We start from the raw sequence: 23401 nt of genomic DNA, 5'->3' as shown, positions 1-23401 counted from the left end.
CGTAGATGGTGGCCTCAGCACCGCCCTAGCTTTCTGGGCGGCAGCACGCCGGCACGCTATGAAGAAGACCTTCGTTCTCGATACGAACGTTCTGCTGCACGACCCGCGGGCGCTGGTGCGCTTCGAGGACAACAACGTCGTGATTCCGATTGAGGTAGTCGAGGAGATCGATCGCTTCAAACGCGACAGCAGCGAGAAGGGCCGCAATGCCCGTCAGGTGTCGCGCCTGCTCGACGGGCTGCGTGAAAAGGGCAACCTGGCGGAGGGGGTGGAGATCGACCCGATCGCCCACGGCCAGCTGAAGGTGGTGTTCTGCCGTAGCGAAACACTCAGCCAGTTGCCGCCGGAACTCAAATCGGGCAACGGGGACAACAACATCCTGGCGGTGGCGCTGGAGCAGCGCCTGCAGGGCGTGATGGGCAGCCAGCCGCCCGTGATCCTGGTGACCAAGGACACCAACCTGCGCATCAAGGCCGATGCGGTGGGCCTGATCGCTCAGGACTACACCAGTGACAAGGTGGCGATCGCCGATCTCTACCCCGGCACCGCCGAGTGGTGGGTGAACGCCGCCCAGATGGAGCAGTTGCAGCGCGAGGGCAGCCTGGCTGTGGCCGAACTGCCGCCGCCGCCGCCCGAGGCTCCCCCGCTGCAGGCCAACGAGGGCGTGACCCTGGTGGATGCGGCCCAGCCCGGCCACACCCTGCTGGCGCGCTACTGCTCCGCTGCCGCCCAGCTGCGGCCTCTGCCCAAGGTGTCCCGCGCCAAGCTGGGCCGGGTGTCAGCGCGCAACCGGGAGCAGACCTTCGCGCTCGATCTGTTGCTCGATGCCTCGATTCAGCTGGTGACGCTGGTGGGCAAGGCCGGCACCGGCAAGACCCTGCTGGCCCTGGCGGCCGGTCTGCATCAGGTGGCCGATGACCATACCTACCAGCGCCTGCTGGTGACTAGGCCCGTGATCCCCCTCGGCAAGGACATCGGCTTTCTGCCAGGAGACCTGCAGGAAAAGATGGGCCCGTGGATGCAACCGATCGTTGACAACCTCGACTATCTGCTCGGCAGCGACGACCCCGGCCAGACCCCGGCCCGTGGCGCCCGGGGCCCGCGCAACAACTGGCTGGATCTCAAGAGCATGGGTCTGCTGGAAGTGGAGGCGATCAGCTACATCCGCGGCCGCTCGATTCCCAACCAGTTCATGGTGGTGGATGAAGCCCAGAACCTCACCCCCCATGAGGTGAAAACGATCGTGACCCGGGTGGGTGAAGGCACCAAGATCGTGTTCACCGGTGATCCCTACCAGATCGATAATCCCTACGTGGATGCTGACAGCAACGGGCTCACCTGGCTGGTGGAGAAGTTCAAGGGACAGCAGCTGGCCGGCCACGTGACCCTGCAGAAAGGAGAACGCTCTGCTCTGGCGGAGCTGGCGGCGAATCTGCTCTGAGCCGCTCAGATCATCTGTGCGGGGTCAATGCAGCGGTCGAAGGCTTCTGGGCTGATCTCTCCAAGCACCAGCGCCGCTTCGCGCAGGCTGAGCCGGTGCAGATGAGCGTGGCGGGCGATGCGGCAGGCACCGTCGTAACCGATCGCCGGAGCCAGCGCGGTGACCAGCATCAGGCTCTGATCCAGCAGGGTTTCAATGCGGGCGCGGTCGGGTTCGAGCCCTTCGATGCAGTGTTCACGGAACGCGTGGCAGCCGCCGGCCAGCAATTCGATGCTCTGGAGCAGGTTGAGCGCAATCAGCGGCTTGAACACGTTGAGCTCGAAGTTGCCCTGGCTGGCGGCGATCTGCACGGCGGTGTTGTTGCCCATCACCTGCACGGCCACCATCGTGAGGCTCTCGCACTGGGTGGGATTCACCTTGCCGGGCATGATGCTGGACCCCGGTTCGTTCTCAGGCAGCACCAGTTCCCCCAGCCCGCAGCGGGGGCCGCTGGCCAGCCAGCGGATGTCGTTGGCGATCTTCATCAGGCTGCCCGCCAGCACCGTGAGCGCGCCATGGGCACCGGCCAGCGGTTCATGGCCCGCCAGGGCCTGAAATTTGTTGGGGGCGCTGGTGAAGGGCAAGCCGATCCGTTCCGCCAGCCGTGCAGCCACCGCCTCGCCGTAGCCCCTGGGGGCATTGAGGCCGGTGCCCACCGCCGTGCCGCCGATCGCCAGTTGCAGCACCTGGGGCAGAAGCAGACGCAAGCCAGCTGCGGCCAGCTGCAGCTGGGCCACGTAGCCGCTGAATTCCTGGCCCAGGCTGAGCGGCACCGCATCCTGCAGGTGGGTGCGGCCGATCTTGATGATGCTGCTGTAAGCCTCGGCCTTGGCAGCCAGGGTGGCGGCGAGGGCTTCCACCGCCGGCAGCAGGGTGCGTTCGAGCTCGATCGCCACGGCGATGTGCATCGCGGCGGGAAAGGTGTCGTTGCTCGACTGGCTCAGATTGACGTGGTCGTTCGGATGGACAGGCCGCTTGCTGCCGAGCGTGCCACCGGCAGCGTCGATCGCCCGGTTGGCGATCACCTCATTGACGTTCATGTTCGTCTGGGTGCCGGAGCCGGTCTGCCAGACCTTGAGCGGGAATTCCGGATCAAGCACCCCTGAAGCCACCTCTTCTGCCGCCGCCACGATCAGGGCCGCGAGCTCGGGCGGCAGCCGGCCCATGTCGCGGTTCACCTCGGCGCAGGCCGCCTTGAGCTGGCCGAAAGCGTGCACCAGCTGCAGCGGCATCGCCTCCCCGTAGGGGAAGAAATGCAGGGAGCGCTGGGTCTGGGCGCCCCAGTAGTGCTGGGCCGGCACCTCCACCGGGCCCAGGCTGTCGGTTTCGGTGCGGGTGGCCATCAGCTGCCGGACACCACTTCGCTGTTGAGCTCGTTGAAGCTGCGGGTGCTGGTGGCCCGCTCGCCGCCGGCGGGTTCCACCCCGGTGGCCTTGCTGAGCACGGCACTGATCGCGGTGGTGTTCACCTGTCCGTTGGCGTCGAGCAGCACCTTGCCATCGCCATCAAAGACAACCACCTGGGGAATGGTGCCGTTCCAGTAGTGCACCGGATCGTCTGGACCCTGATCGGCCAGTCCCTGCAGCGGATCGGTGGTGAGGGGGATCAGCTCCACAGTGCGGCCCCACAGGCGCTGCAGCTCCGAGAGCACCGGCGCGAACTGTTTGCTGTCGGCGCTGTCATCGAGATAAAACACCAGCACGACAGGCCGATGGTCGGCGCGGGCCTGGGCCAGCGTGCTGCGGGGTGGCACCAGCGAGCCATTGCCCGCGTAGAGAGCAAAGATGTTGCCGTCGTAGCTGTTGGTGGTGAGCGAGGCCAGAGCTGGTCTTGGAGCCAGCAGCAGGAACAGCGCCACCAGCAGCGCCAGGCTGCGGCGGATCAGGAAGGGAAAGGCGTTAGGGCGCAGCAACCGAAGCGGGAGGCGGGTTGGGGTCATTGTGACGCCCAGCCGAAAGACCAGGGCCCAGCCGCCGCTCAGGGACGGTTGATGCCTTTGCCCATTCCCTGCAGGATGCCCCGGCCGATCAGGCCGATGGCCCGGCCGATCACCTGGGTGAGCACCACCACGAGCAGATCGCCCAGCTGGCGCAGGAAAGACTGCAGCTGCGGTGCCAGGGCATCGCGGGCTTCAAGAGCCAGCGTGACCGTCTGCTGCAGCCAGCCCAGCTGCCGCAGCTCGCGGTCGCGGGGTTCGGTGAGCAGCAACGGCGTGATCCTGCCCGCCTCCAACCGATACAGCAACCTCCTGCTTTCGTAGAGCTGGATCGGGCGCTCGAACCAGCTGCTCCAGCGCTGCTGGGCATTGAGCTGGTTGCGCAGACGTTCGAGGCTGCGGGTGGCCAGCAGCTCATTCACCAACAGGTAGCGCCTCAGTTCCGGCCAGTCGCCGCAGCAGGCCAGCAGCTCGGCGCTGATCAGCTCAGCAGTGCGGATCAGCCAGTTGCTCACCAGGGCTTCCAGGTGCAGCAGGGCAGTGGGTTCATCGGGAGACAGCAGGCGGCCGTCCACCAGCAGCGGTTGCCCCCCCATCAGCGCACTGAGCATCGGCAGGGAAGCGGGCAGTTCCGGGTCGTCGCTGGTGAGCACGGTGGTGCTGCTGAGGTGGTCGGCCACCGGCAGCAACACCCCATCGAGGGGAAGCCGCACGTAGGCCCCGGCCACCTGCCGCAGGGCATGGCGGCGCAGTTCCGGCTGCAGCGCCTGCCAGCGGGCCTCGAGCGTGTCGGTGGCCGGCCGTTCCTGCCGTAGCCGCAGCAGCAGCTGATCGAGCTGGCCCAGCAGGGCGAGCAGCAGGTCGCGGCGCCGCTCCACGCTGAGCCCCTGCAGCGCGAACAGGGTGCCGGCATGCGGATCGAGCGGCCCCGACAGGCTGGACTCCTGGAGCCGCTGGCGGATGGCGCTCCACACCCCTTCGGCGGTGCGTTGCCGCAGGGTGATTGCCGTGCTGCCGCTGGCGGGGGGCTGCGGCGGGTCGCCCATGAAAGCAGCGCCTGGCAGGCCGCCGTCGTCGCTGATCTGGGCATCGCCCCAGGCCAGCACCAGCGGCCCCCACAGCCAGAGCAGCAGGGAGCGGGCGGCGCCCAGTTCGCGCAACCGGCCCTCCAGGATCAACTGCAGCAGGAAGGTGTCCGGTGGTGGGGTCAGCAGGCGACGGCAGAGGCGCTGCTCCGCATCGATCTGCTGCAGGCCGCTCTGCAGCAGCCACTGCCCCAGCCCGATCGGCCCCATCAGCGGCGTGACCTCTGCGGAAGGGGCCCCGTCGCCCTGAAGCTCCACCACTCGCCCACCGGCCAGCAGGGTGCTCACGGCCGCCAGCAAGGTGTCGGGATCGGGGTCCTGCAGCAGGCCGGCCACGGGCAGTTGCAGCAACCAGCCGCTGGAGCAACCCGGCTGCGCGGGCAGCAGCAACAGCAGCGGGGCAGGCTGCCAGCGCTCCTCCAATCGCTGCAGCTCTCGCAGCATGTTGGCGGGCTGCACCGGCGCGCTCACGCTCCAGATCAGCAGCTGGGGCGCACGGCTGCAGGCGGCTGGATCGGTGAACACTTCGGCGGCACAGGGCGCGGCACTCAGCAGGCGGCTGAGGCCATCGCGCAGCAAGGGGTCGGCGAACAGCAGGATCCTGGGACGGTTTGTTGCCGTGGCTGGAGAGCCCTCAGGGGCTGGTGTCACTGGGGGCGTGCGCTCATTGGAGCCAAGGTAACGACCTGACGACAAATTCTCCAGCGTGATTGGAGGCCAGTGAAGTGAACAGATGCGGGCTGGGGGCTGTGCCGATCACGTGGTGCCTGTCTCGCTTTTCCCTGATCCAAAGCTCAACGGTGGGGACGGGGCCTGGCAGGGGGCTGGGAGTTCAGGCTTTCCGTCAGGAATGCGCTCCATTGGTATTGTCTTGCCGCAATCCGTAGCGGTTCTTTCCCGCTGGATCGGCGCCACCCACGCGCCATCCAAAGACAGCCGGCTGGCCAGAAATTCATGTCTTCTCTACCAGACCATCAGCGCCCTGAATCAGGATTTGGTTGCAGAGCTGGAGGATGGGTTGTGTCTCGCAGAGAATCCTGAGGGGGTCTTTTCTCTTTCCTCGATGGGGATGACATCTGGATTCGCCAGCTTACGAATCCTGTGAGCTGCGACTCCAATAACCCGCGTTTCTGTTTGCCTACGGAATCCGTCGTTTCTGGAGTTGGTTCGTCCTGAAGTCTGTCCGTCCTGGCTTAATTCGTTTGACGCATTCGCTCTCTCGCGATTCAACCTTCCGCGAAGGAGAAACTATTGCCCCTGAAGGATCCACACGCCTTCTCCATCATGAGCGACAAAACGAGACGGCGAGAAAGCGATGCTTCCAGAGGATCCCACTAGCGGTGAAGAATCGCACGGCTATGGATTCCACCTGCGTCGAGTCGAAACGTCTGGATGCACGTTCAGATTCGTCGAGCTGTCCCCGTTGTTCTGGCCCTCTTTGGTTAATGTCGTCCCCGTAGGTTGCAGCAAAGAAGATAATTCTCGTGATGTCACAAGCTGACATTGGATGTCACTTGGATTGATTGCACGTCACTTGAAAGCATTGGATGCCACTGATTCTCGCCACCTGTTTTCCCCTGAGCCCCTCCACCGCGCTCACTGGCGGGGCCGGCCGGCCAGTTGCAGGGTGTACGACTCGATCGTGTAGCCAGTGAGCTCTTCGATGCGGCGGACCAGGTCGTCGGGGAGCACCACGTCAAGGTCCTGGATTTCACCGCTCACCAGGCAGGTGAGATGGCTGTGGGGGTCGCTGCGGTAGCCGTAGAGGCGGCCATTGGCGCGGTCGAGGCACTCGATCACTCCAGCGCTCTGCAGAGCTTCAAGGTTCTGATAGACGGAGGTATGGCCGATGCGGCGGCCTTGTTGATTGAGGCGCTCGAAGATGTCGCGGGCACTTAGGTGGCGCCGCTCTCGCCAGAGCAGTTCCAGCACAAGCTTGCGTTGGCGGCTGAGGCGCATGCCCAGGTCGCGGCAGCGCCCGAACACCTCGATCACCCCCGCGAGGGCGGTGGGGCCTGTGCTCTGCCCGTTGGTCAGCGGTGGGGCAGTCGCAGCCTTCACACGTGGATACGAATGCTTTACCTCAACCTTAATCGGTTTGCCCCTGGGGTAAGGGATCGGCCCCTAGCAGACGCTCGGCGGAATCGGATCCTGTAACCGCTCCGGCCCCACGGCCTGCAGGGCTTCACGAAAGTCGATCGCTCCGTCGTAGAGCGCCCGGCCCACGATCACCGCCTCCACGCCGAGCGGCTCCAGGGCCAGCAAGGCCAGCAGATCGGTGACGGAACCCACGCCGCCGGAGGCGATCACCGGCACCGGGCTGGCGGCGGCCATCGCGCGCAGCGCCTCCAGGTTCGGGCCGGCCAGGGTGCCATCGGTGGCGATGTCGGTGCTCACGATCGCCGCCACACCGCTGCCTTTGAAGCTGGCCGCGAGTGCCGTGGCCTCCACGGCGCTGTCCTCCAGCCAGCCCCGGGTGGCCACCTTGCCGCCTCGGGCATCGATGCCCACCACGATCCGGCCGGGGAAGCGGGCCGCCAGCGCCTGCACCAGCTCCGGCTGTTCGATCGCCACCGTGCCCAGGATCACCCGCTCAAGGCCGGCGGCAAGCAGCGCCTCTGCCCGCTCTGCCGTGCGTACACCGCCGCCCAGCTGCACCGGGATACGGAGCGCCGCCGTGATCGCGCGCACCATCGCATCGTTGACCGGTTCACCACTGCGGGCGCCATCGAGATCCACCAGATGCAGCCGCTCGGCCCCCTGGCTCTGCCAGTCGAGGGCCTGCGCCACCGGATCGTCGTTGAAGTGGGTGACCTGGTCGTAATCGCCCTGGTGCAGCCGCACGCAGTGGCCGTCGAGCAGGTCGATGGCGGGGATGATCTGCATGGCGGAGCGGGTGAGCCGTGGTCATGGCCCATCCTCGCCGGCAGGGGTGGGGGCAGCACCTGCCCACTGGGGCGCATGCGGTGGCGGCTCCCGCCCCGCTCAGCGCTTGAATGGCGGCGCCGTTGCCGCTGCTTCCGTGAAGATCCTGGTGATGGGTGGCACCCGCTTCATCGGTAAGCCCCTGGTGGCCCAGCTGCAGGGCTATGGCCATGCGCTCACCCTGTTCACCCGCGGCCGCAATCCGGTGCCGGCCGGGGTGGAGCATCTGGTGGGCGACCGCAGCGATGCCGCCGCGCTCGAGCCGCTGCGGGGCCGTGACTTCGACGTGATCATCGACAGCAGCGGCCGCAACCTCGACGACAGCCGGGCGGTGGTGGAGCGCACCGGCCCCCCCGCCCATCGCTTCGTGTACGTGAGCTCGGCCGGCGTCTATGCCGACAGTGAGCTGTGGCCGCTGGATGAAACCGCACCCACCGACCCCGCCTGCCGCCATGCCGGCAAGCTCCACACCGAAGACTGGCTGCGGGCCGAGCGTATCCCCTTCACCAGCTTCCGGCCCACCTACATCTACGGACCCGGCAACTACAACCCGGTGGAGAGCTGGTTCTTCGACCGCCTCATGCACGACCAGCCGGTCCCCCTGCCCGGCGACGGCAACACCATCACCCAGCTGGGCCACGTGAGTGACCTGGCCACGGCCATGGCCCGCTGCCTGGAGGTGGAGGCCGCAACCAACCGGATCTACAACTGCTCGGGCCGCAAGGGCGTGACCTTCCGCGGACTGGTGGCGGCGGCGGCACGGGCCTGCGGCAAGGATCCGGCAGCGGTGACGATCCGCAGTTTCGATCCCTCGGGCCTCGACCCCAAGGCCCGCAAGGCCTTTCCCCTGCGCCTGGCCCATTTCCTCACCGATGTGCACCGGTTGGAGCGGGAGCTGGCCTGGACGCCGGCCTTCGATCTTGATGCCGGCCTGGCGGACAGCTACACCAACGATTACGCCCTGCGCCCCGCCGCCCGGCCTGATTTCAGCGGCGACGCGGCGCTGCTGGGCTGAGGTAACCCAGCGCCGAGCTCAGGGCCAGCGCCAGCGAGGGCCAGAACAGCCACCAACCGGCGCTGTGCAGCCCGGCGACAAACCCGGCCTGGCCCAGGCCCAGCCCCCAGCGTTCGGGCCAGAGCAGCAGCAGCAGCGCGCTGAACTGCAGCACCGTCTTGGCCTTGCCGGCGCGGGAGGCGGGGCCGCCATCCCCCTGGCCGGCCCGCCAGCCTGAGATCAGCAGCTCGCGCGCCAGCAGCAGCCACACCGCCCAGAGCGGCAGGCGTCCGGCGGCGCCCAGCCACAGCAGCGGTGCACTGATCAGGATCTTGTCGGTGAGGGGATCGAGGCGAGCACCCCAGGCGGAACCGCCGCCGGCACGGCGGGCCAGGACGCCGTCGGCCCAGTCGCTGAAGCCGCCCAGCAGCAGCAGGAACCAGGCCGCCCCCTGCTGATCGGCGGCCAGCAGCAGCAGCAGCGGCAAGCCGATCACGGCCCGCGCCAGCGTGAGCCCATCGGCGAGGCGCCGGGCTGCAGAAGCGGCAGGTCGGCCTGTGGGGCGGTGCTGGGGTGTCGGCGTCAAGCTGGGCAGGCCGGAAGGGCCAGTCTGCTGCCGCGGATCCCGACCCCTCGCTGGCCTAGAACCATTGCAATCGCAACGCTCCGATGACCCTCGACTCCCAGCCGGCCCTGCGGGTGGCGGCGGCCATGACCACCCCGGTGTTGAGCGTGACGCCCGAAACCCCTCTGCAGCAGGCGGTGCAACTGCTGAGCGACCACCACATCAGCGGCCTGCCCGTGCTGGATGCGGCGGGAGCGCTGGTAGGTGAGCTCACCGAACAGAACCTGATGGTGAAGGAGAGCGGCTTTGACGCCGGCCCCTACGTGATGCTGCTGGACGCGGTGATCTACCTGCGCAATCCGCTCGACTGGGACCGGCAGGTGCACCAGGTGCTGGGCAGCACGGTGGGTGAACTGATGGGTGCGCATCCCCACACCTGCAGTGCCGAACTGTCCTTGCCGGACGCGGCCCGGCTGCTGCAGGACCGCAGCACCCAGCGGCTGTTCGTGCTTGAGGGCGTCAAGCTGGTGGGTGTGCTCACCCGCGGTGATGTGGTGCGCGCTCTGGCGGCAGCGGCCTGAGCCAGGCCACGATCGCGCCGTCGGCCACCAGCCAGCGCTGATGGTGCTCTTCGCAGGGGTGGCCGCCGGTGAGCTTGCCGAAGGCGGGCAGCACCAGGCGCTGAGCCTCCGCGTCGTGAACGAAGCAGGGCAGGCGCAGCCGATCGCTGCGGTCCCCGACTGTGGCCACCGGATGCAGGTGGCCGCAGAGCTGCAGCAGTTCCCCCCCGCCCACTGGCAGCGGTTCCGGTCCGTGGCTCAGCCAGAGGGGGCCGCGACGGCTGCTGGGCTGCTGCACCAGCCCTTCCAGCCAGCTGCCCCGCTCGTGGTTGCCAGCGATCAGCGTGAGCGGGCAACCGAGCAGCTCCGGCAAGGCCTGGATCTTCTGACGCAGTTCGCCGGTGAGGCCGAGCCGGCCGTGGATCAGATCACCCAGCACCACCACCTCAGCCGGCTGCCAGCGGTGCGCCAGCGCGATCAGGGCGTTGAGGGTGGAGGCATCGCCATCGCTGGGCAGCGGCACGCCATGGGCCTGAAACGACTCGGCCTTGCCCAGGTGCAGATCCGCCACCAACAGCAGACGTTGCGTCGGATCCCACACCGCCCGCGCCCCCAGCAGCTCAAGCTTGTGACCGCGCCAGAGGAAGGGAAGGTGTTCCGTCAAAGGCTTTTGTGCGCAGCTGTGCTGCAGATGTGTTCCATTCGATACCCAGTTTCCCTCGCCATCCATCAAGATTCCCTCACTAGGCGGCACTCCCCGTGAGCCAACGTCGTTCCCAGCGCCAGCTCCCTGGAGAAACCCTCCAGTGGATCGAAGGTCGTCTGCGCGATCTGGAGCGGCTGGAGTTCTTCGAAGAGGCCTATGCCCTGCGCATGGAGATGGCCGAATGGCTGCTTGAGCGCGACAGCAGCATGACGGTGAGCAACCTCACGGTGGCCCGCCTGCTGCGTGATCGCTGTCTCGCCCCGGTCCCGCCGGTCTCTGAGCAGGGCTGATCCCCAGCGGCTCCGTAACCTGCACCCACCTTCGGCACCCCATTCGTCATGACCATCGCCCTGCTCGTCGCTCTCGTCGGTTCGTTGGCGCTGATGTCGATGATCATCCGCCGGCTCGAAAAGGCCTGAGGGTTCCCTCAGGCCAGCGAGCGTCCCCGCCAGGTCCAGCCGCGGCCTGTGGTGGATTTCCAGATCGAGGCGAGCCTGTTCGCGGCGATCACCCCTTCCGCCTTGCTGACGGTGTCGTTGCTCGAGTCGTCATCGGCCACCACCAGCTGCCAGTGATGGCACGGGGGATCGCTCGCCAGCAGCGCTCTCAGGCAGCCCTCGACGTTGGCGGATTCGTTGTAGGTGGAGACCACTACCAGGAGATGGTCGCCGATGGTGACAGCGGTGGGGGCCCTACCACTGAAGCCCCAGGCGCCTACCAGCCAAAGAAAGACGATCCAGTCGGCATGGGGTTCTTTCCACTGACTCTCGTTGCATCGTCATCACCAAGGGCACGTTCTGCTGATGCATGAATCACCATGCTCATGCACGTTGTGTCCATGAGGGTTCGTGCCCAGCCGCCATGGGTCAGGTTGTGCTGCCCGATCAACCCATCACCGCTTTCGGCAGGAAGGCCTGGGGTTGCCGATCAGCTTGGCCGGCAAGCCAATGACTGATTGCCGGAGTCAAGACAGCACCGAAGGGGCTGTTTCACGCATGACGGAATCAATGGTCGGCATCCCATGAGAGACGCGCGCCTACTCCCTTGGGCCCTTGGCTGTGAATGGAACCGGAAACGAACTGACGCTGGGCTCAATGATGGCCTCAATAAAGCCGTGCTGGCCTCCGCGGCCGTAGCGTTGGTGAGGCTTTCCGTGCAGAGGGTAAGAACGTTGCCGGCTTGCAAGTGACATCTGACTCTGTACGTTTTCCGTTGCCCTGAGTGGTTCTGCTGGTAGAGGCCGCAAATGGATTCGGATCGACAGTTCTTCGATCGGATGGCGCCCTTGGGAGTCTTGATGAGCGGCTGATGGACTTGGATTGCAACCGCTGCAAAAGAGTGGAGGGATGCAGGCATCGCCTGAAGCAGACACTCACACCTGTGCCACAACGGCCACTGGTCTGTTCAGACCATGGTGTAATGACGCGCCTCGATTAGGCGGCCTGGGTCACATTCGGTCACCGCTGGCTCTGTGGCAATGCTTGCTCCTGGCGTGCAGTTCGATTGACTGACAGGGCTCTGAGTGCCGAAACGATGGACGGACGCTTGCAACGCCTGTTGTTCACCTCGCTGCTTCCCTATTCCCTGGTCCTGGGGCTGCTTCTGCATCTGCCGGCGCGGGCCTCCACCTACCAGGCGCTCTGCGGAACCAGTGCCTGCACCGTGAACCTCGACGCCACCGGTATCGCTGCTCAGGGGCGTTTCATCCCGATCGGTCGGGTGGCCCAGTGGTTCACGGGCGGCCAGGAAACCTTCGACACCACCAACGGCACGGTGGGCGCGATCGGCGGCGGCACCGCCGGGGCGATTGCCGGTGGCGTGCTGCTGGGCCCGATCGGTCTGGTGGGGGGCATGGTGGGCGGAGCCTTCGCGGGCTCCAGGGCCGGCAAGTCGGCCGACCTGTATTTCACGGTGGTGGGCTATGACACCGCCGGCCAGAAAACCACGCTGAGTTTTCGCTTTGTGAATCCGAAACCGGCCAATCAGCTGAAGACAGAACTGCCGATGCTCACCGGTCTGGCGATGGGCCAGGTTCGTCCGATCGCCGAGCTGCAGCGCACCGGCTCCCCTCTGCCGGAGCGTCTGTCGGATCTGCCTCCCTCCCTGGCGATTCCCTCCCAGCCCTACGGCCCGCAGCGTTGAGGCGCAGGCCCGGTTGGTTGCGGCTCAGCCGTCCTGGCTTGGTTGCATCGCACAGCAGCGCGGTTGCACCGCACAAAAGCGCATCAGAGTGGAGCTATACGCAGGCACTGGCCTTGAACGTGCCCCTGCCCCCGGACTCCGAAGGCTCTCCCGCCTCGCCTCGCGAAAGGGAACCGGCTCCACCATCAGTGACGCAAGAGTCGTCCAACGTGCCCGAGGCCTTCCTGCGGCTGGCTCCGTTTCTGGTGGGACCGGCGCGGCGGGGCGTGGTGGGCTCCAGCCGCTACGCCGGCACCTTGCGTGAGGCGGTGCACCGCGCTTCCGCCGACCCCGCGCACGGGCCGGTGCTGCTCTCGGGGGAGCCGGGGCTGGAGAAGGACAACCTGGCGGCCCTGATTCACCGTGGCTCCAGCCACCGCCGCCGCCTGATGGTTCGGCTGGATGGGGCGCTGCTGCGCGCCGATGGCAGTGACCTGTTCGGTGCCGCCGGCAGTGGCGGGCGCGGCTCGCTGCTGGAGGCCCTCGGCGATGGCGCCCTGCTGATCTGCCAGCTCGATCGGGTGGATCCCGCCCTTCAGCCCGCGCTGTTGCAACTGGCCCGCGACGGCAGCTGGCGGGCGCCGGGGGAGCCGCCAGCCCAGGACCCTTCAGATGGGCAGCGTCACTTCGCTGGGCGGGTGTTCTTCACCGCTGAATCGGCCCTGCCGGCCTTCGATCGGGTCTGCAGCCGCATCCGGGTGCCGGCGTTGCGGGTGCGGCGTCAGGACCTGGGCGAGTGGTTGCGCTACCTGCTGCGCCAGCAGAGCCGCCACCTGGGCTGGCCGGTGGCGCCGGCGGTGGGGGCGGAGGTGATCCGGCGGCTGCAGACCCACGACTTCCCGGGCAACATCACCGAGCTCAAGCAGCTGGTGGAGCGGGCCCTGCGCCAGCTCCCGGTGCCGTCCGCCGCTGCCGTCAGCCAACGCCCACCACCGCAACTGCCTGAGGAGGTGTTCTGGCTGGCGCCGCGGCAGCCGCGTTTTCGCTTCGATCTCTGGCGCTGGAAGCCCTCCCTGCGCGGCGCCATGCGCGCACCGCGCCTCTGGAATGCCCTGCTGTTCGGCCTGGTGAGCTGGGTGTTCGTGCTGGTGAACATCTGGCTGTGGGCCGGCCCTCAGGACCGCGCCCACAACGGCGGACTGGTGCTGTTCTGGGCCTGGTGGTGGCCGTTGATCCTGCTCGGCTACCCGCTGGTGGGGCGCCTGTGGTGCTCGTTCTGTCCGTTCATGGTGTGGGGGGAGATCGCCCAGCGGCTGGCCCGCGCCCTGGGCTGGCGTCCCGCCGCCTGGCCCCACGGCGACACCGACGCCTGGGCAGCGCCCTGCCTGGCGGCCGGCTTCGCGGCGATCCTGCTGTGGGAAGAGCTCAGCGGCATGGAAAACCAGGCCCGGCTGAGCAGCAGCCTGTTGCTGGTGATCACCGCCGGCGCCGTGATCTGCTCGGTGCTGTTCGAGAAGCGCTTCTGGTGCCGCTATCTGTGCCCGGTGGGGGGCATGAACGGCCTGTTCGCCAAGCTCTCCGTGCTGGAGCTGCGTGCCCAGGCCGGCGTCTGCGGGGGCAGCTGCACCAGCTACGCCTGCTTCAAAGGGGGGCCGGCGGAAGGCGAGGGGCTGGCCACGGCCGGCTGCCCGCTCGGCACCCATCCCGCCCACCTGGCCGACAACCGCAACTGCGTGCTCTGCCTCACCTGCGTCCAGGCCTGTCCGCACCGCTCGGTACAGCTCAGTGTGCGGCCCCCCGCCGCCGATCTGCAGCGCGACATGCGGCCGCCGGCGGGGGAAGCCGGCCTGATCCTGGTGCTGGCCGGTGGCGTGTGCCTGCACGTGTGGCAACGCCTGCTGGGCGGCCTGCCGCTGGCGCCCGCCAGCCTGCAGGAGGGTCCGCTGCTGCCCCGGCTCGCTTTTGCGGCTCTGTCTCTGGCGCTGCCGGCCGCGCTTTTCCTGCTGGTCCGGCTGGTGGCGACGCTGCGGGCCTCCGTGACAACTCCCGGTCTCCGCCTGTCGCTCTACGGCCTGCTGCCGCTGCTGTGGGCGCTCCTGCTGGCGCGCCATCTGCCGCTCGGCATGGCGGAGGCGGGGCTGGTGCTGCCGGTCAGCTTCCAGGCGCCGTTGCCGGCCTGGAACGCTGACCCCCACGTGATCGCCTTCTGTCAGAGCGTGGTGGTGCTGGTGGGCACCGCAGGCTCACTGCTGCTGCTGCGCCGCTTGCTGACGCCGGGTCGGTTGTCGTTGTGGGGCGGCTCGCTGGCGGCGCTGCTGCTGGCGGCGGCGGGCCGCTGGCTGGTGGCGGTGGGCTGATGCACTGATCACGGATCACTGGGGCGCGGGCTGGTGGGCGCCAGCAGCGGAGCGCTATCCAGGCGCCGGATCGCCACCACCCCTGGCCTTGGTGGCCGCCCCGGCACCCCTGACGGCCAATTCGAGCCCAGCGGCACCCACCGCAACTGCTCGAAGGTGCGGCCATCGCGGTTCACGAGCGGATAGCCCTGGCCTTCGCGGGCCTCACCGGCCCTGGTGCCGTTCACTTCGCCAGGGTGCTGCACGGCCAGAAACAGGCTGGTTTCGGCGGCATCGAAACAGGGACCGCACAGCTCGCATTCCATCGGTCCTGTGGCGAACAGCAGCGCCTCCCCCGCCGCCGGGCCACTGCGGGGCAGCAGCCAGCAGCCGTTGTTGCCGAATTGCTGGATCTCACTGCCGCGGCCGGAATGGTCGGTGACCATCCAGAGGTTGCCGGCCCGATCGAAGGCGAGGTTGTCGGGGTTGGAGAAGCCGGCGCCGCCCTGCCATGGCGTGCCACCGGTGGCCGCCATGCTCCAGCGGAAACGGCTGCCCGCTTCGGGGCCGCCATCGCTGAGGCGCAGGATCCAGCCGTGCGGCCAGCTGGCTTCACCGGCCGGGCCACGGAAGATGGCGGGATCGGCGCGGCCGTCGTCATTGGCGCCGCCGGCAGTGAAGGCGACCAACAGGTCGCCGTTGAGCGGATCGAGATCGGTGTCCTCCGGCCGTGCGGAGGGCGTGGCGCCGGCGGCGCTGGCGGCCAGATGGGCATCGATCAGGATCGCCCCCATCCGTTGCTCCCCCTTGCCCGGGTAGAGGTCGCCGAGGGTGGGGAAGCGGCGGCGGTAGTCGGCCACCTGGGCATCGCTGCTGAAGCTTTCGGCGCCGGCCTGGCGCCGGTCGCTGTGAGGCAGCCGGCAGGCCTGCGACACACCGTGGCGTTCGAAGTGGCTGGGCAGCAGCGGATCGACGGCGGTGGCCGGCGCCAGCGGAATCCACTGGCCGCTGCCGTCAGCGTCGAAACGGGCCGCCTCCAGGCGGCCGTCCTCCAGCAGGCGAGAGTTGGCAGGGTCGGCGGGATCGCGGATCCGCCCCGCACTCACGAAGCGATAGAGATGGCCGCCCATGCGGTCGCAGCCGGAATACACCACCAGCGGTTCACCCGCCTGCGCGCGCACCGCCACCGCCTCATGGCGGAAGCGCCCCAGCCAGCTGTGCTTCACAGCGGGCTGCTCGGGCCGCTGCGGATCCAGCTCCACCATCCAGCCGTACTTGTTGCCGGCCAGGGCGAAGGGATTGCCGAGGCCTTTCACCCGCTGTTCGCCGAACTGGAATGGCAGCTGGGCCGGCGACGAGGCGCTCCCATCGGCATACACCGCCTCCACCACCTGATCCTGGATGTTCTCCTCAGCGCTGAGCACGGTTCCCCAGGGGGTGACGCCACCGGCGCAGTTGGCGAAGGTGCCGATCACCCGATCGCCGAGCCCGTCGTCGTAGCCGAGGCGCTCGCGGGCGCGGAACACCGTCGCCGCCGGCCCGCTCACGCGCAGCAGGGCGGCTGGATCCTCCAGACCGCTGAGCCCATCGATGCGCCGGTCGTAGCGGCCCGGTTCGCGCCGCCAGCTGCCCTCACCATCGCGGCGCAGGGCGATCACGCCGACGCCCAGATCGCGCAGGGCTTCCGCCGCCAGCTGGCGGCACTGCCGCGCCAGGGGGTCGCTGGGATCGAGCGACGGCACGTCCAGAGCCCCGCCCCGTTTCACCAGCGCCTGGATCATGGCGCGGCCGGGCAGCTCCGCACCGGTGGCTTCCTTGAAGCCTTCCAGCCAGGGCCGGGGGCTGATGTACTCGAAGTTGACCGTCAGCAGGGCCAGGCCATCGCCCAGCTCCCGCAGGGCCAGGTAATCGTTGTTGTAGCCAAAGCGGCCTGCGGCCACTGGCTCCCCCCACACCGCCACCAGCTCGGCGCGGTAGCCGTCCGGCACCACCAGCCGGTCGTCGAGCGTGATCGTGCTGAACAGCCGCTCCTGCTCGGTGCCACTGAGCCCGGCCACCGGCAACGGCAGGGGGCCGGGCAGGGGCTTGAAGGGCAGTGCGTTCAGGGAGGGAGGCCGCCGCGCGGCCGTGCGGGAAAGGGCCTGGGCGGCCGGCGGGTTGGCCCCGCCAGAAGCGGCGGCAGCGGCAGCCGATACCCCCAGCAGGGCGAGCAGCTCGCGGCGGCGCAGGGTCGGATCAGCAGCCATGGGTCATGGCGATGCGCAGCGGGCGCACGCCCCAGATGCCATCGCAATACTGGCGGATGGCGCGGTCGGAGGAGAAGAAGCCACTGCGGGCGGTGTTCAGCAGCGACCTGCGTGTCCACAGGGCCGGCTGGCTCCAGGTGCGGCTCACCTGGTCCTGGCAGGCGAGATAGTCGTTGAAATCCGCCAGCAGAAAATAGGGATCGGCCCCCCGGATGGAGTCGACCAGGGGGCGGAACAGGTTGCCATCCCCTTCGCTGAAGTGGCCCGCGCTGATCAGATCCAACGCTTCGCGTGCCAGCGGTATCGCCTCCAATCGGTCGTGGGATTGGCCCTTGGCACGCAGTTCCCTGATCTGCTCGCTGGTGCGACCGAACAGGAAGAAGTTCTCGGCACCCACCTGATCGCGGATTTCGATGTTGGCCCCGTCAAGGGTGCCGATCGTGAGCGCACCGTTGAGGGTGAACTTCATGTTGCCCGTGCCGGAAGCCTCCAGGCCGGCGGTGGAGATCTGCTCGGAGAGATCGGCCGCTGGATACACCTTCTCCCCCAGCTTCACGTTGTAATCGGCCAGGAACACCACCTTCAGCATCTCGTGAACATCGGGGTCGGCGTTGATGACACCAGCCACGCCGTGAATGAAGCGGATGATCAATTTTGCCATCGCATACCCCGGCGCTGCCTTGCCACCGAAGATCACCGTGCGCGGCACCATGCCATCGCTGTCGCCGCGTTTGAGCCGGAGATATTGAGCCACGAGTTGCAGGGCATTGAGGTGCTGCCGCTTGTATTCGTGGATCCGCTTCACCTGGACGTCGAACAGGCTGGTCGGATTGATCACCTGCCCGGTTCGGGCCTCGATCAGAGCCGCCAGGCGCTCTTTGGCGACGCGCTTCGCCCCGGCCCAGCGCTCCAGAAAGGCTGCATCGTTCTGCCAGGTTTCCAGCCGCTGCCAGAGCTCCGGAGCGGCAGGCCAGGCGGTTCCGAGCGCTTCGTCCAGCAGGGTCCCCAGGTCGGGATGGGCGAGGGCCAGCCAGCGACGCGGTGTCACACCGTTGGTGACGTTGGTGAACCGCTCCGGCCAGAGGCGGGCAGCGTCGGGGAAGAGGCTGGTGCGCACCAACTCGCTGTGCAGGCTGGCCACGCCGTTGATTCTGTGGGCCGCCGCCACGGCCAGGTGGGCCATTCGCACCCGCTTGCCGTCCGTCTCATCGATGATCGACAGCCGCCGCAGCAGGTCGTTATCGCCCGGTTGGCGCAGCCGCACCTCCTGCAGATAGCGGTGGTTGATTTCCAGAATCACCTCCAGATGCCGTGGCAGCAGCGAGGCAAACAGGCCCAGATCCCAGCACTCCAGTGCCTCCGGCAGCAGGGTGTGATTGGTGAAGGCGATCGATCGGCTGGTGATCTCCCAGGCGGCTTCCCAGCCCAGCCCATGCTCATCCACCAGCAACCGCATCAGCTCGGCCACGGCGATCGCGGGATGGGTGTCGTTGAGCTGAACGGCCCAGTGATCAGCGAACGCCTCGATCGGGATACCCCGCAGCACGAGGCTGCGCAGCATGTCCTGCAGGGAGCAGCTCACGAAGAAGGCCTGCTGCCGCAGCCGCAACCGCCGTCCGGCATCACTGCCGTCATTTGGATAGAGCACCTTGGAGATGGTTTCCGATCCCACCTTCTGCTCCACCGCGCCGTAGTAATCGCCGCGATTGAAGGCATGGAAGTCGAAGTCTTCGGCGGCGCCGGCGCGCCAGAGCCGCAGCCGGTTGCAGCTGTTGACGCGAAAGCCCAGCACCGGCACGTCGTGGGGGATGCCGATGACCGCTTCAGCAGGCACCCAGCGATGCCGCAGTTCACCCCGTTCGTCGCGGACTTGTTCGGTGTGGCCGCCAAAACCCACCCTGCAGCTGCGCTCGGGTTGAATCAATTCCCAGGGCCAGCCTCCCTTCAGCCATCCGTCGGTGATCTCTACCTGCCAGCCGTGCTCGATCAGCTGATCGAAAATGCCGAACTCGTAGCGAATGCCGTAGCCGGTGGCGGGGATTTCGAGGCTGGCCAGCGACTCCATGTAACAGGCCGCCAGGCGTCCCAGCCCGCCATTGCCCAGTCCAGGCTCCTCCTCCTCATCGAGCACCGTGTCCAGGTTGTTGATCCCGAAACGACGCAGGGCTTCCCTGGCCTGTTCGACGATGCCCAGCATCAGCAGGTTGTTGCCCAGTTGCGGCCCGATCAGGAACTCGGCCGAGAGGTAGGCCACCGCCTTGGGACGCAACCGCCGCAGCTCGTCCTTGTAAGCGAGGTGGCGGGTCATCAGCCGGTCACGCACGGCATAGCTGAGCGCCATGTAGAGGTCATGGTGGCTGGCCCCCCTGGCCTGACGGCCGAGCGTGTAGAAGAGGTGCTCGGTCATGCCGTCGACCAGATCGGCGGCGCTCAGCCCATTGCGTTGCGGGTCGCCGTAGCTGGCCGGCAGGGCCAGGTCGGCGCTGGAGGGCGTAGGACCCGTCGTCTGCAATCCGGACATGGCTGACGGGCGTGGAACCCTTTCAAGCTGTCGGTGGCTGGTTAAGGGCTGTTCAACACACGGTTGAGCTTCGGAAGCCGTCACATTTCGCGGCCAGCCCCGCTGTTGCCCTGCAGATGCGCGGCCAGCACTGCTGCTGCGCTGTCGCCTGGATCACGCCGGCTCGGCTGATGATCGCCCCGCTGCTGATGATGGGTGTCCTCCCTGGCGGCGAGCGTGCCACGCCCATCCGAGGACGATGACGCCGGCTTCCCTGGCGAGGCGACGGCGGTGGACTGCCGGGCTGAACTGGTGCTGGTGTGTGGCCTCGGCTCGCTGGGCCAGGCCTGCCTGAGCCGCCTGCTCAGCTTTGATGTGCCCCTGGCGGGGCTCGATCTGCAACCGCCCAGCTGGCTCGATCCCACTCTGCGGAAGCGGCTCGGCGCCGGGCTGCTGCAAGGTGACATGCGCCAGCCCGGCGACCTGCAGCGGGCCGGTCTGCACCAGGCGCGCGCCGTGCTGCTGCTCAGCTCCGATGGCTCGGTGAATGTGGAAGCGGCGCTGCAGTGCCGCCTGCTCAACCCTGGCGCCACGATTGTGCTGCGATCCTCCAGCCGGCAGGCCAGCCTGGGTGCGCTGCTGGAAGCCCGCCTGCCCGGACTGGCGGTGGTGGACCCGGCCTTGCTGGCCACCGGCGCGATCAGCGGCGCGCTGCGCCCGGGCGAAGCCGCCGCCAGCTTCGAAGCCGATGGCCAGCTGTATCACTTGGTGGAAGGGCCCCGCCAGGACCCTCGCTGGCAGCGACCGGTGCAGCACCCCGACCAGGCCGGGGGCGGTGGGAGCGATCTGCTGCTCACGCCGGGATCATTCCACCCGCTCGGGGTGGCGCCCACTGCCGCCGGCCAACGCGCCGAAGCGGTGGCGGGAGTCACCGCCTTGCCACGGCGGCTGCTGGCGCCCCTCGCCCGCCGGTCACGGGCGCAGTGGCTGGCCGTGGGTGCTCTGGCCCTGCTGCTGGTGATCGGCCCACAGCTGTTTTCCCACCCGGGCAGCTGGCGGCAGGGGATGTTCGTCACCCTTGCGCTGCTCAAGGGGGAATACGTGGATCCGGTCAACGTGCTGCTCGATGGCGGCGCAGGCCTGGCGGAGGCCAGCGGCTGGCTGATCACCGGCACGCTGCTCTATTCGTTGGTGGGCACCCTGCTCACGTCAGCGCTGGTGGCTGTGCTGCTGGAACGGCTGCTGCGTGATCGGCTCGTGCGCCGACGTCCTGCCCGGCTGCGGCGGGGGCTGCGGCCGGTGTTGCTGGTGGAAGGCAGCGACCTGGCGCGTGGCGTGGCGCACGCCCTCCAGCGCCAGAAGTTGCCGGTCGTGCGGGTGCAGCGGGGGGAGGACTGGGAGGACCAGGAGGCTGGCACCCCCATCTACGAGAGCGTTGATGCGGCCCTGACCGCCCTCAGGGGAAGCAGGGTGTCGGCCGTGGGGCTGCTCTCTCCCGATCTGCTGGCTAATCTGGAAGCGGCGCTGGCGCTGCAGCGGCGCTGGCCCGAGGCACGCCTGGCTGTGCTTGCCCACGCCTTGGCAGCGGCGCCCAGGCTAGGAGAGTTGCTAGGCGGAGTCACGGTGATCTCGGCGGTCGACCTGGCCGCTGACGCCCTGGTGGCTACCGCCTTTGGGGAACGGGTGGAGGGGGTGGTGGGCATCGGCGGCCACCACCTGCTGCTGGTGCGCTACCGCATCGCGCCCGGCGACACCCTGCTCGGCCGCACCATCGCCCGCTTGGAGCACGGATATGGCGTCACTGCCGTGTCTCTGAGGCGCCGCGGCAGCGCCACGGTGATCGAGCTGCCGGCCTGTGATCTGGTGGTGGCTACGGGCGATGCGGTGTTGGTATTGGCCACGCTGAAAGGGTTGCGCAGGATCGAGCGCGGGGAGGCCGTGCCGCCGGCCTGGCGGTTGCGGCTGCGCGTGCCTGATGGAATAGAGGGGGAGGCGCGTTTTGAATGTCAGCAGTGTCTGGCCCGCTGGTTGGGCTGCGCGCTGGGAGAGACCACTGGGTTGCTCGCCCGAAGCGAGGTTCTCACCCCGCTGCTCGACCGTGAGCCCGCCGAACGGCTGCACGCTGAGCTCCGTCGGTTGGGAATCTTCAGCCAGCTGGAAGGGCAGCTGCCAGGTCAGCTGGAACGCCAGCCGTAAGATCCAGTTGGTGAACCGAGCAGCGCTAGATCAGGGCCCCTTCACGCCTGCGGCGACCGCCGCGCTGCCCTGGGGTGAGAGGGCGTAGCCGAGGAAGGCCTGGACGGCGGGGCTGGCCGGCTCCCGGTAGGCATAGAAGAGGGGACGCTTTAAGGGATAGTCCTGCGCTTCCGGGGTGATGCCGTCGATCGGCACCACGCGCACTGTCTGTTGATCAGCCACCTGGGCGTAAGTGGCGTAGCCGATGCCGTCCGTGCCGAGCAGGCGCAGCATCGGCGTGGTGGCGTCGCGCTCCATGGTGGTGATGGTGGGGCCACTGCCGAAGGGCTGCCCCTCCAGCACCAGGGCGCGGAAGGCCGAATGGGTGCCGCTGACGCTGGGGCGGTTCAACACCCGGATGGCCCGATTGGCGCCGCCGAGCGTGGCCCAGTTGATGATCTCGCCGCGGAAGATCTGCACCGCCTGGCTGCGGGAGAGGCCACGCCGAAAGGGGTTGTCGATGCCCACCACCAGGGCGATCCGGTCGTCGGCCACTGGCACGGCTCTCAGGCCCCGCCCCTGCTCCTCAGAGGTCAGCGGCCGCGAGATCGCCGCCAGGGTCACGGAGCCGCCCAGCAGCGCCTGGATGCCGTTGTCGGTGCCCACTGCGGCGGTGGTGACTTCCGTGCCCGGAAACGCCGCCATGAAGCCGGCCTTGAGGGCTTCGTTGATCAGGACCATGCTGGTGGAGCCATCGATGCTGACGGCCGTGCCGGCCGGCACGGCGCTGGGCGGCGGGAAGGCAGCCGCCGCAGGCTCCTGGCCCGGCAGACCGGGCAGCCCCTGCGGCAGGCTGGGCACCCCTTGCGGCAGGCCGGGCAGGGAAGGACGGGCACCCAGCAGGCCCAGCAGTTGGTTGCGGCTACCCCAGAGAGCTCCGGCTGCGATCACCAGCAGCAGGATGTAAACGATCGGCGGCGGTCCGCTGCGTTTGCCGCTCGGGGTCTCACCGTTCATGGTTGCCTGTCTTCGAACTGGGGCAGGGGGGCAGCTTCAAGGGCCTGAAGCCGCTGGGTGACCTCCGCATCGATCGAAAGCTGTTCCAGATCGGCCGTGAGCTTTTCCTGCGGATTTTCGCTGAGTTCGGCGAGGGCGGCGTTGCGCAGATTTCGACTCTCCACCGCGTTCCTTGCCTGCTCGAAGGAGGAGCGGGCGGAGCCGATGTCGAAGTCGTTGTTGACCTTGGCGATCGATTCCAGCGCGGCGTTGACTTCCGCCAGATCCTTCATGTTCTGCATGTCGCTCTTGTAGTGCTCGAGCTTGAGGCGCTCCCGGTTGAGCTTGTCCTTGGAGGCGGTGACATAGGCCTCAGCCTGCTGCACCTGCTGCTCCAGGGCGGGCAACAGCTTCTCGATCTGGATGGCACGGCCCATCGCCAGCTTGGCGCCGTCGATCTGGCCGGCCCGCTGGGCCAGCTGGGCTTGCTGCTCGTAGGTGCTGAGCTCGATCGTTTTCGTCTGGTACTTCTTTTTGGCCCGCTCATAGGCGCCCACCTGCATGGCCACCGCCTGAGCGAGTTTCTGCACGGAAAGCTGCATCGACTGCAGGGATTCCTCCGCCACCGCCACCGCCACCTGGCCGCCGGATTCCACCGGCCGCCCCCACAGCCAGCGCCAGCTGCCCACCACCACACGGCCGGCTCGATCGCCCATCAGCCAGTAGATCAGTCGCTTCACGGGAAGGTGCGCCGTCGCCCCAGCGTACGTAGCCCG

The 23401-nt window shown here is 67.9% G+C and carries 20 protein-coding genes; 8 read left to right on the top strand and 12 right to left on the bottom strand.

Annotated features, from left to right (window positions below; translation table 11 throughout):
* The first annotated feature begins 58 nt into the window (after window positions 1-58).
* Window positions 59-1441, top strand: coding sequence for a PhoH family protein (locus KQ303_RS04920; RefSeq protein ID WP_259729385.1), 1383 nt, complete (start codon window positions 59-61; stop codon window positions 1439-1441).
* Window positions 1442-1446: 5 nt separating this feature from the next.
* Here KQ303_RS04920 and fumC read toward each other — a convergent pair whose 3' ends face one another.
* The 3 genes from fumC to KQ303_RS04905 are packed head-to-tail and all read right to left on the bottom strand — an operon-like array spanning window position 1447 to window position 5152.
* Entirely contained in the window at window positions 1447-2823 is a 1377-nt protein-coding gene (fumC, locus tag KQ303_RS04915) for a class II fumarate hydratase (RefSeq protein ID WP_259729384.1), read from the bottom strand.
* Window positions 2823-3419, bottom strand: coding sequence for a thylakoid membrane photosystem I accumulation factor (locus KQ303_RS04910; protein WP_259729383.1), 597 nt, complete (start codon window positions 3417-3419; stop codon window positions 2823-2825). The genes fumC and KQ303_RS04910 overlap by 1 nt, the downstream gene beginning before the upstream one ends.
* Window positions 3420-3457: 38 nt before the next feature.
* Window positions 3458-5152, bottom strand: a complete 1695-nt coding sequence (locus tag KQ303_RS04905; RefSeq protein WP_259729382.1) for a DUF3685 domain-containing protein — start codon at window positions 5150-5152, stop codon at window positions 3458-3460.
* Between the two features lie 109 nt (window positions 5153-5261).
* On the opposite strand from KQ303_RS04905, the gene KQ303_RS04900 reads away from it, so the two are divergent.
* Window positions 5262-5606 (top strand): hypothetical protein, encoded by a 345-nt coding sequence (locus KQ303_RS04900; RefSeq protein ID WP_259729381.1) that lies wholly within the window; start codon window positions 5262-5264, stop codon window positions 5604-5606.
* A gap of 491 nt (window positions 5607-6097) precedes the next feature.
* Here the strand turns inward: KQ303_RS04900 and KQ303_RS04895 are convergent, their stop codons facing one another.
* Together KQ303_RS04895 and hisA are read right to left on the bottom strand one after the other, a co-directional pair.
* The gene (locus KQ303_RS04895) at window positions 6098-6460 is read right to left on the bottom strand and encodes a Fur family transcriptional regulator (RefSeq protein WP_094510784.1); all 363 of its coding nucleotides are present in this window, start codon (window positions 6458-6460) and stop codon (window positions 6098-6100) included.
* Between the two features lie 165 nt (window positions 6461-6625).
* Window positions 6626-7387 (bottom strand): 1-(5-phosphoribosyl)-5-[(5-phosphoribosylamino)methylideneamino]imidazole-4-carboxamide isomerase, encoded by a 762-nt coding sequence (hisA, locus tag KQ303_RS04890; RefSeq protein ID WP_259729380.1) that lies wholly within the window; start codon window positions 7385-7387, stop codon window positions 6626-6628.
* A gap of 136 nt (window positions 7388-7523) precedes the next feature.
* Here hisA and KQ303_RS04885 point away from each other — a divergent pair, with 136 nt between their 5' ends.
* Window positions 7524-8441, top strand: coding sequence for an NAD-dependent epimerase/dehydratase family protein (locus KQ303_RS04885; protein WP_259729680.1), 918 nt, complete (start codon window positions 7524-7526; stop codon window positions 8439-8441).
* Here the strand turns inward: KQ303_RS04885 and KQ303_RS04880 are convergent.
* Window positions 8413-9006, bottom strand: a complete 594-nt coding sequence (locus KQ303_RS04880) for a CDP-alcohol phosphatidyltransferase family protein (RefSeq protein ID WP_259729379.1) — start codon at window positions 9004-9006, stop codon at window positions 8413-8415. The genes KQ303_RS04885 and KQ303_RS04880 overlap by 29 nt on opposite strands.
* A gap of 125 nt (window positions 9007-9131) precedes the next feature.
* Here KQ303_RS04880 and KQ303_RS04875 point away from each other — a divergent pair, with 125 nt between their 5' ends.
* Entirely contained in the window at window positions 9132-9566 is a 435-nt protein-coding gene (locus KQ303_RS04875) for a CBS domain-containing protein (RefSeq protein ID WP_259729679.1), read from the top strand.
* On the opposite strand, the gene pdeM is transcribed toward KQ303_RS04875, so the two are convergent.
* Window positions 9523-10209, bottom strand: a complete 687-nt coding sequence (gene pdeM, locus KQ303_RS04870) for a ligase-associated DNA damage response endonuclease PdeM (protein WP_259729378.1) — start codon at window positions 10207-10209, stop codon at window positions 9523-9525. The two genes, KQ303_RS04875 and pdeM, sit on opposite strands and share 44 nt — an antisense overlap.
* A 95-nt stretch (window positions 10210-10304) precedes the next feature.
* On the opposite strand from pdeM, the gene KQ303_RS04865 reads away from it, so the two are divergent.
* Complete coding sequence (locus KQ303_RS04865; RefSeq protein WP_094510663.1) at window positions 10305-10541, top strand: hypothetical protein; 237 nt, start codon at window positions 10305-10307, stop codon at window positions 10539-10541.
* Between the two features lie 137 nt (window positions 10542-10678).
* Here the strand turns inward: KQ303_RS04865 and KQ303_RS04860 are convergent, their stop codons facing one another.
* Window positions 10679-10903 (bottom strand): glycosyltransferase family 2 protein, encoded by a 225-nt coding sequence (locus tag KQ303_RS04860; protein ID WP_259729377.1) that lies wholly within the window; start codon window positions 10901-10903, stop codon window positions 10679-10681.
* 881 nt (window positions 10904-11784) lie between these two features.
* Between KQ303_RS04860 and KQ303_RS04855 the strand changes: the two genes are divergently transcribed.
* Both KQ303_RS04855 and KQ303_RS04850 read left to right on the top strand, forming a co-directional pair.
* On the top strand, window positions 11785-12393 hold the full coding sequence (locus KQ303_RS04855; protein WP_144036890.1) for a hypothetical protein: 609 nt from the start codon (window positions 11785-11787) through the stop codon (window positions 12391-12393).
* A 188-nt stretch (window positions 12394-12581) separates the two neighbouring features.
* Window positions 12582-14729 carry a 4Fe-4S binding protein gene (locus tag KQ303_RS04850; RefSeq protein ID WP_259729376.1) on the top strand — a complete coding sequence of 716 codons (2148 nt, stop codon included), beginning with the start codon at window positions 12582-12584 and terminating at the stop codon, window positions 14727-14729.
* A gap of 8 nt (window positions 14730-14737) precedes the next feature.
* Here KQ303_RS04850 and KQ303_RS04845 read toward each other — a convergent pair whose 3' ends face one another.
* Both KQ303_RS04845 and KQ303_RS04840 read right to left on the bottom strand, forming a co-directional pair.
* Window positions 14738-16954 (bottom strand): PhoX family phosphatase, encoded by a 2217-nt coding sequence (locus KQ303_RS04845; RefSeq protein WP_259729375.1) that lies wholly within the window; start codon window positions 16952-16954, stop codon window positions 14738-14740.
* Window positions 16944-19475 (bottom strand): glycogen/starch/alpha-glucan phosphorylase, encoded by a 2532-nt coding sequence (locus KQ303_RS04840; RefSeq protein ID WP_259729374.1) that lies wholly within the window; start codon window positions 19473-19475, stop codon window positions 16944-16946. Before KQ303_RS04840 ends, KQ303_RS04845 begins: the two co-directional genes overlap by 11 nt.
* A 195-nt stretch (window positions 19476-19670) precedes the next feature.
* On the opposite strand from KQ303_RS04840, the gene KQ303_RS04835 reads away from it, so the two are divergent.
* Window positions 19671-21650: an NAD-binding protein gene (locus KQ303_RS04835; protein WP_259729373.1), complete on the top strand. Its 1980-nt coding sequence runs from the start codon at window positions 19671-19673 to the stop codon at window positions 21648-21650.
* A 30-nt stretch (window positions 21651-21680) separates the two neighbouring features.
* Here KQ303_RS04835 and KQ303_RS04830 read toward each other — a convergent pair whose 3' ends face one another.
* On the bottom strand, window positions 21681-22646 hold the full coding sequence (locus KQ303_RS04830; protein WP_259729372.1) for a phosphate ABC transporter substrate-binding protein: 966 nt from the start codon (window positions 22644-22646) through the stop codon (window positions 21681-21683).
* A complete protein-coding gene (locus tag KQ303_RS04825; protein WP_259729371.1) occupies window positions 22643-23365 on the bottom strand; it encodes a PspA/IM30 family protein in 723 nt (240 codons plus the stop codon). The genes KQ303_RS04830 and KQ303_RS04825 overlap by 4 nt, the downstream gene beginning before the upstream one ends.
* Window positions 23366-23401: the final 36 nt, after the last annotated feature.

This window comes from Synechococcus sp. CS-1333, from assembly GCF_025128015.1.
Taxonomy (GTDB): Bacteria; Cyanobacteriota; Cyanobacteriia; order PCC-6307; family Cyanobiaceae; genus MW101C3.
Note: the sequence above shows the minus strand (reverse complement) of the source record. Positions and strands in the feature narration are given on the sequence as shown.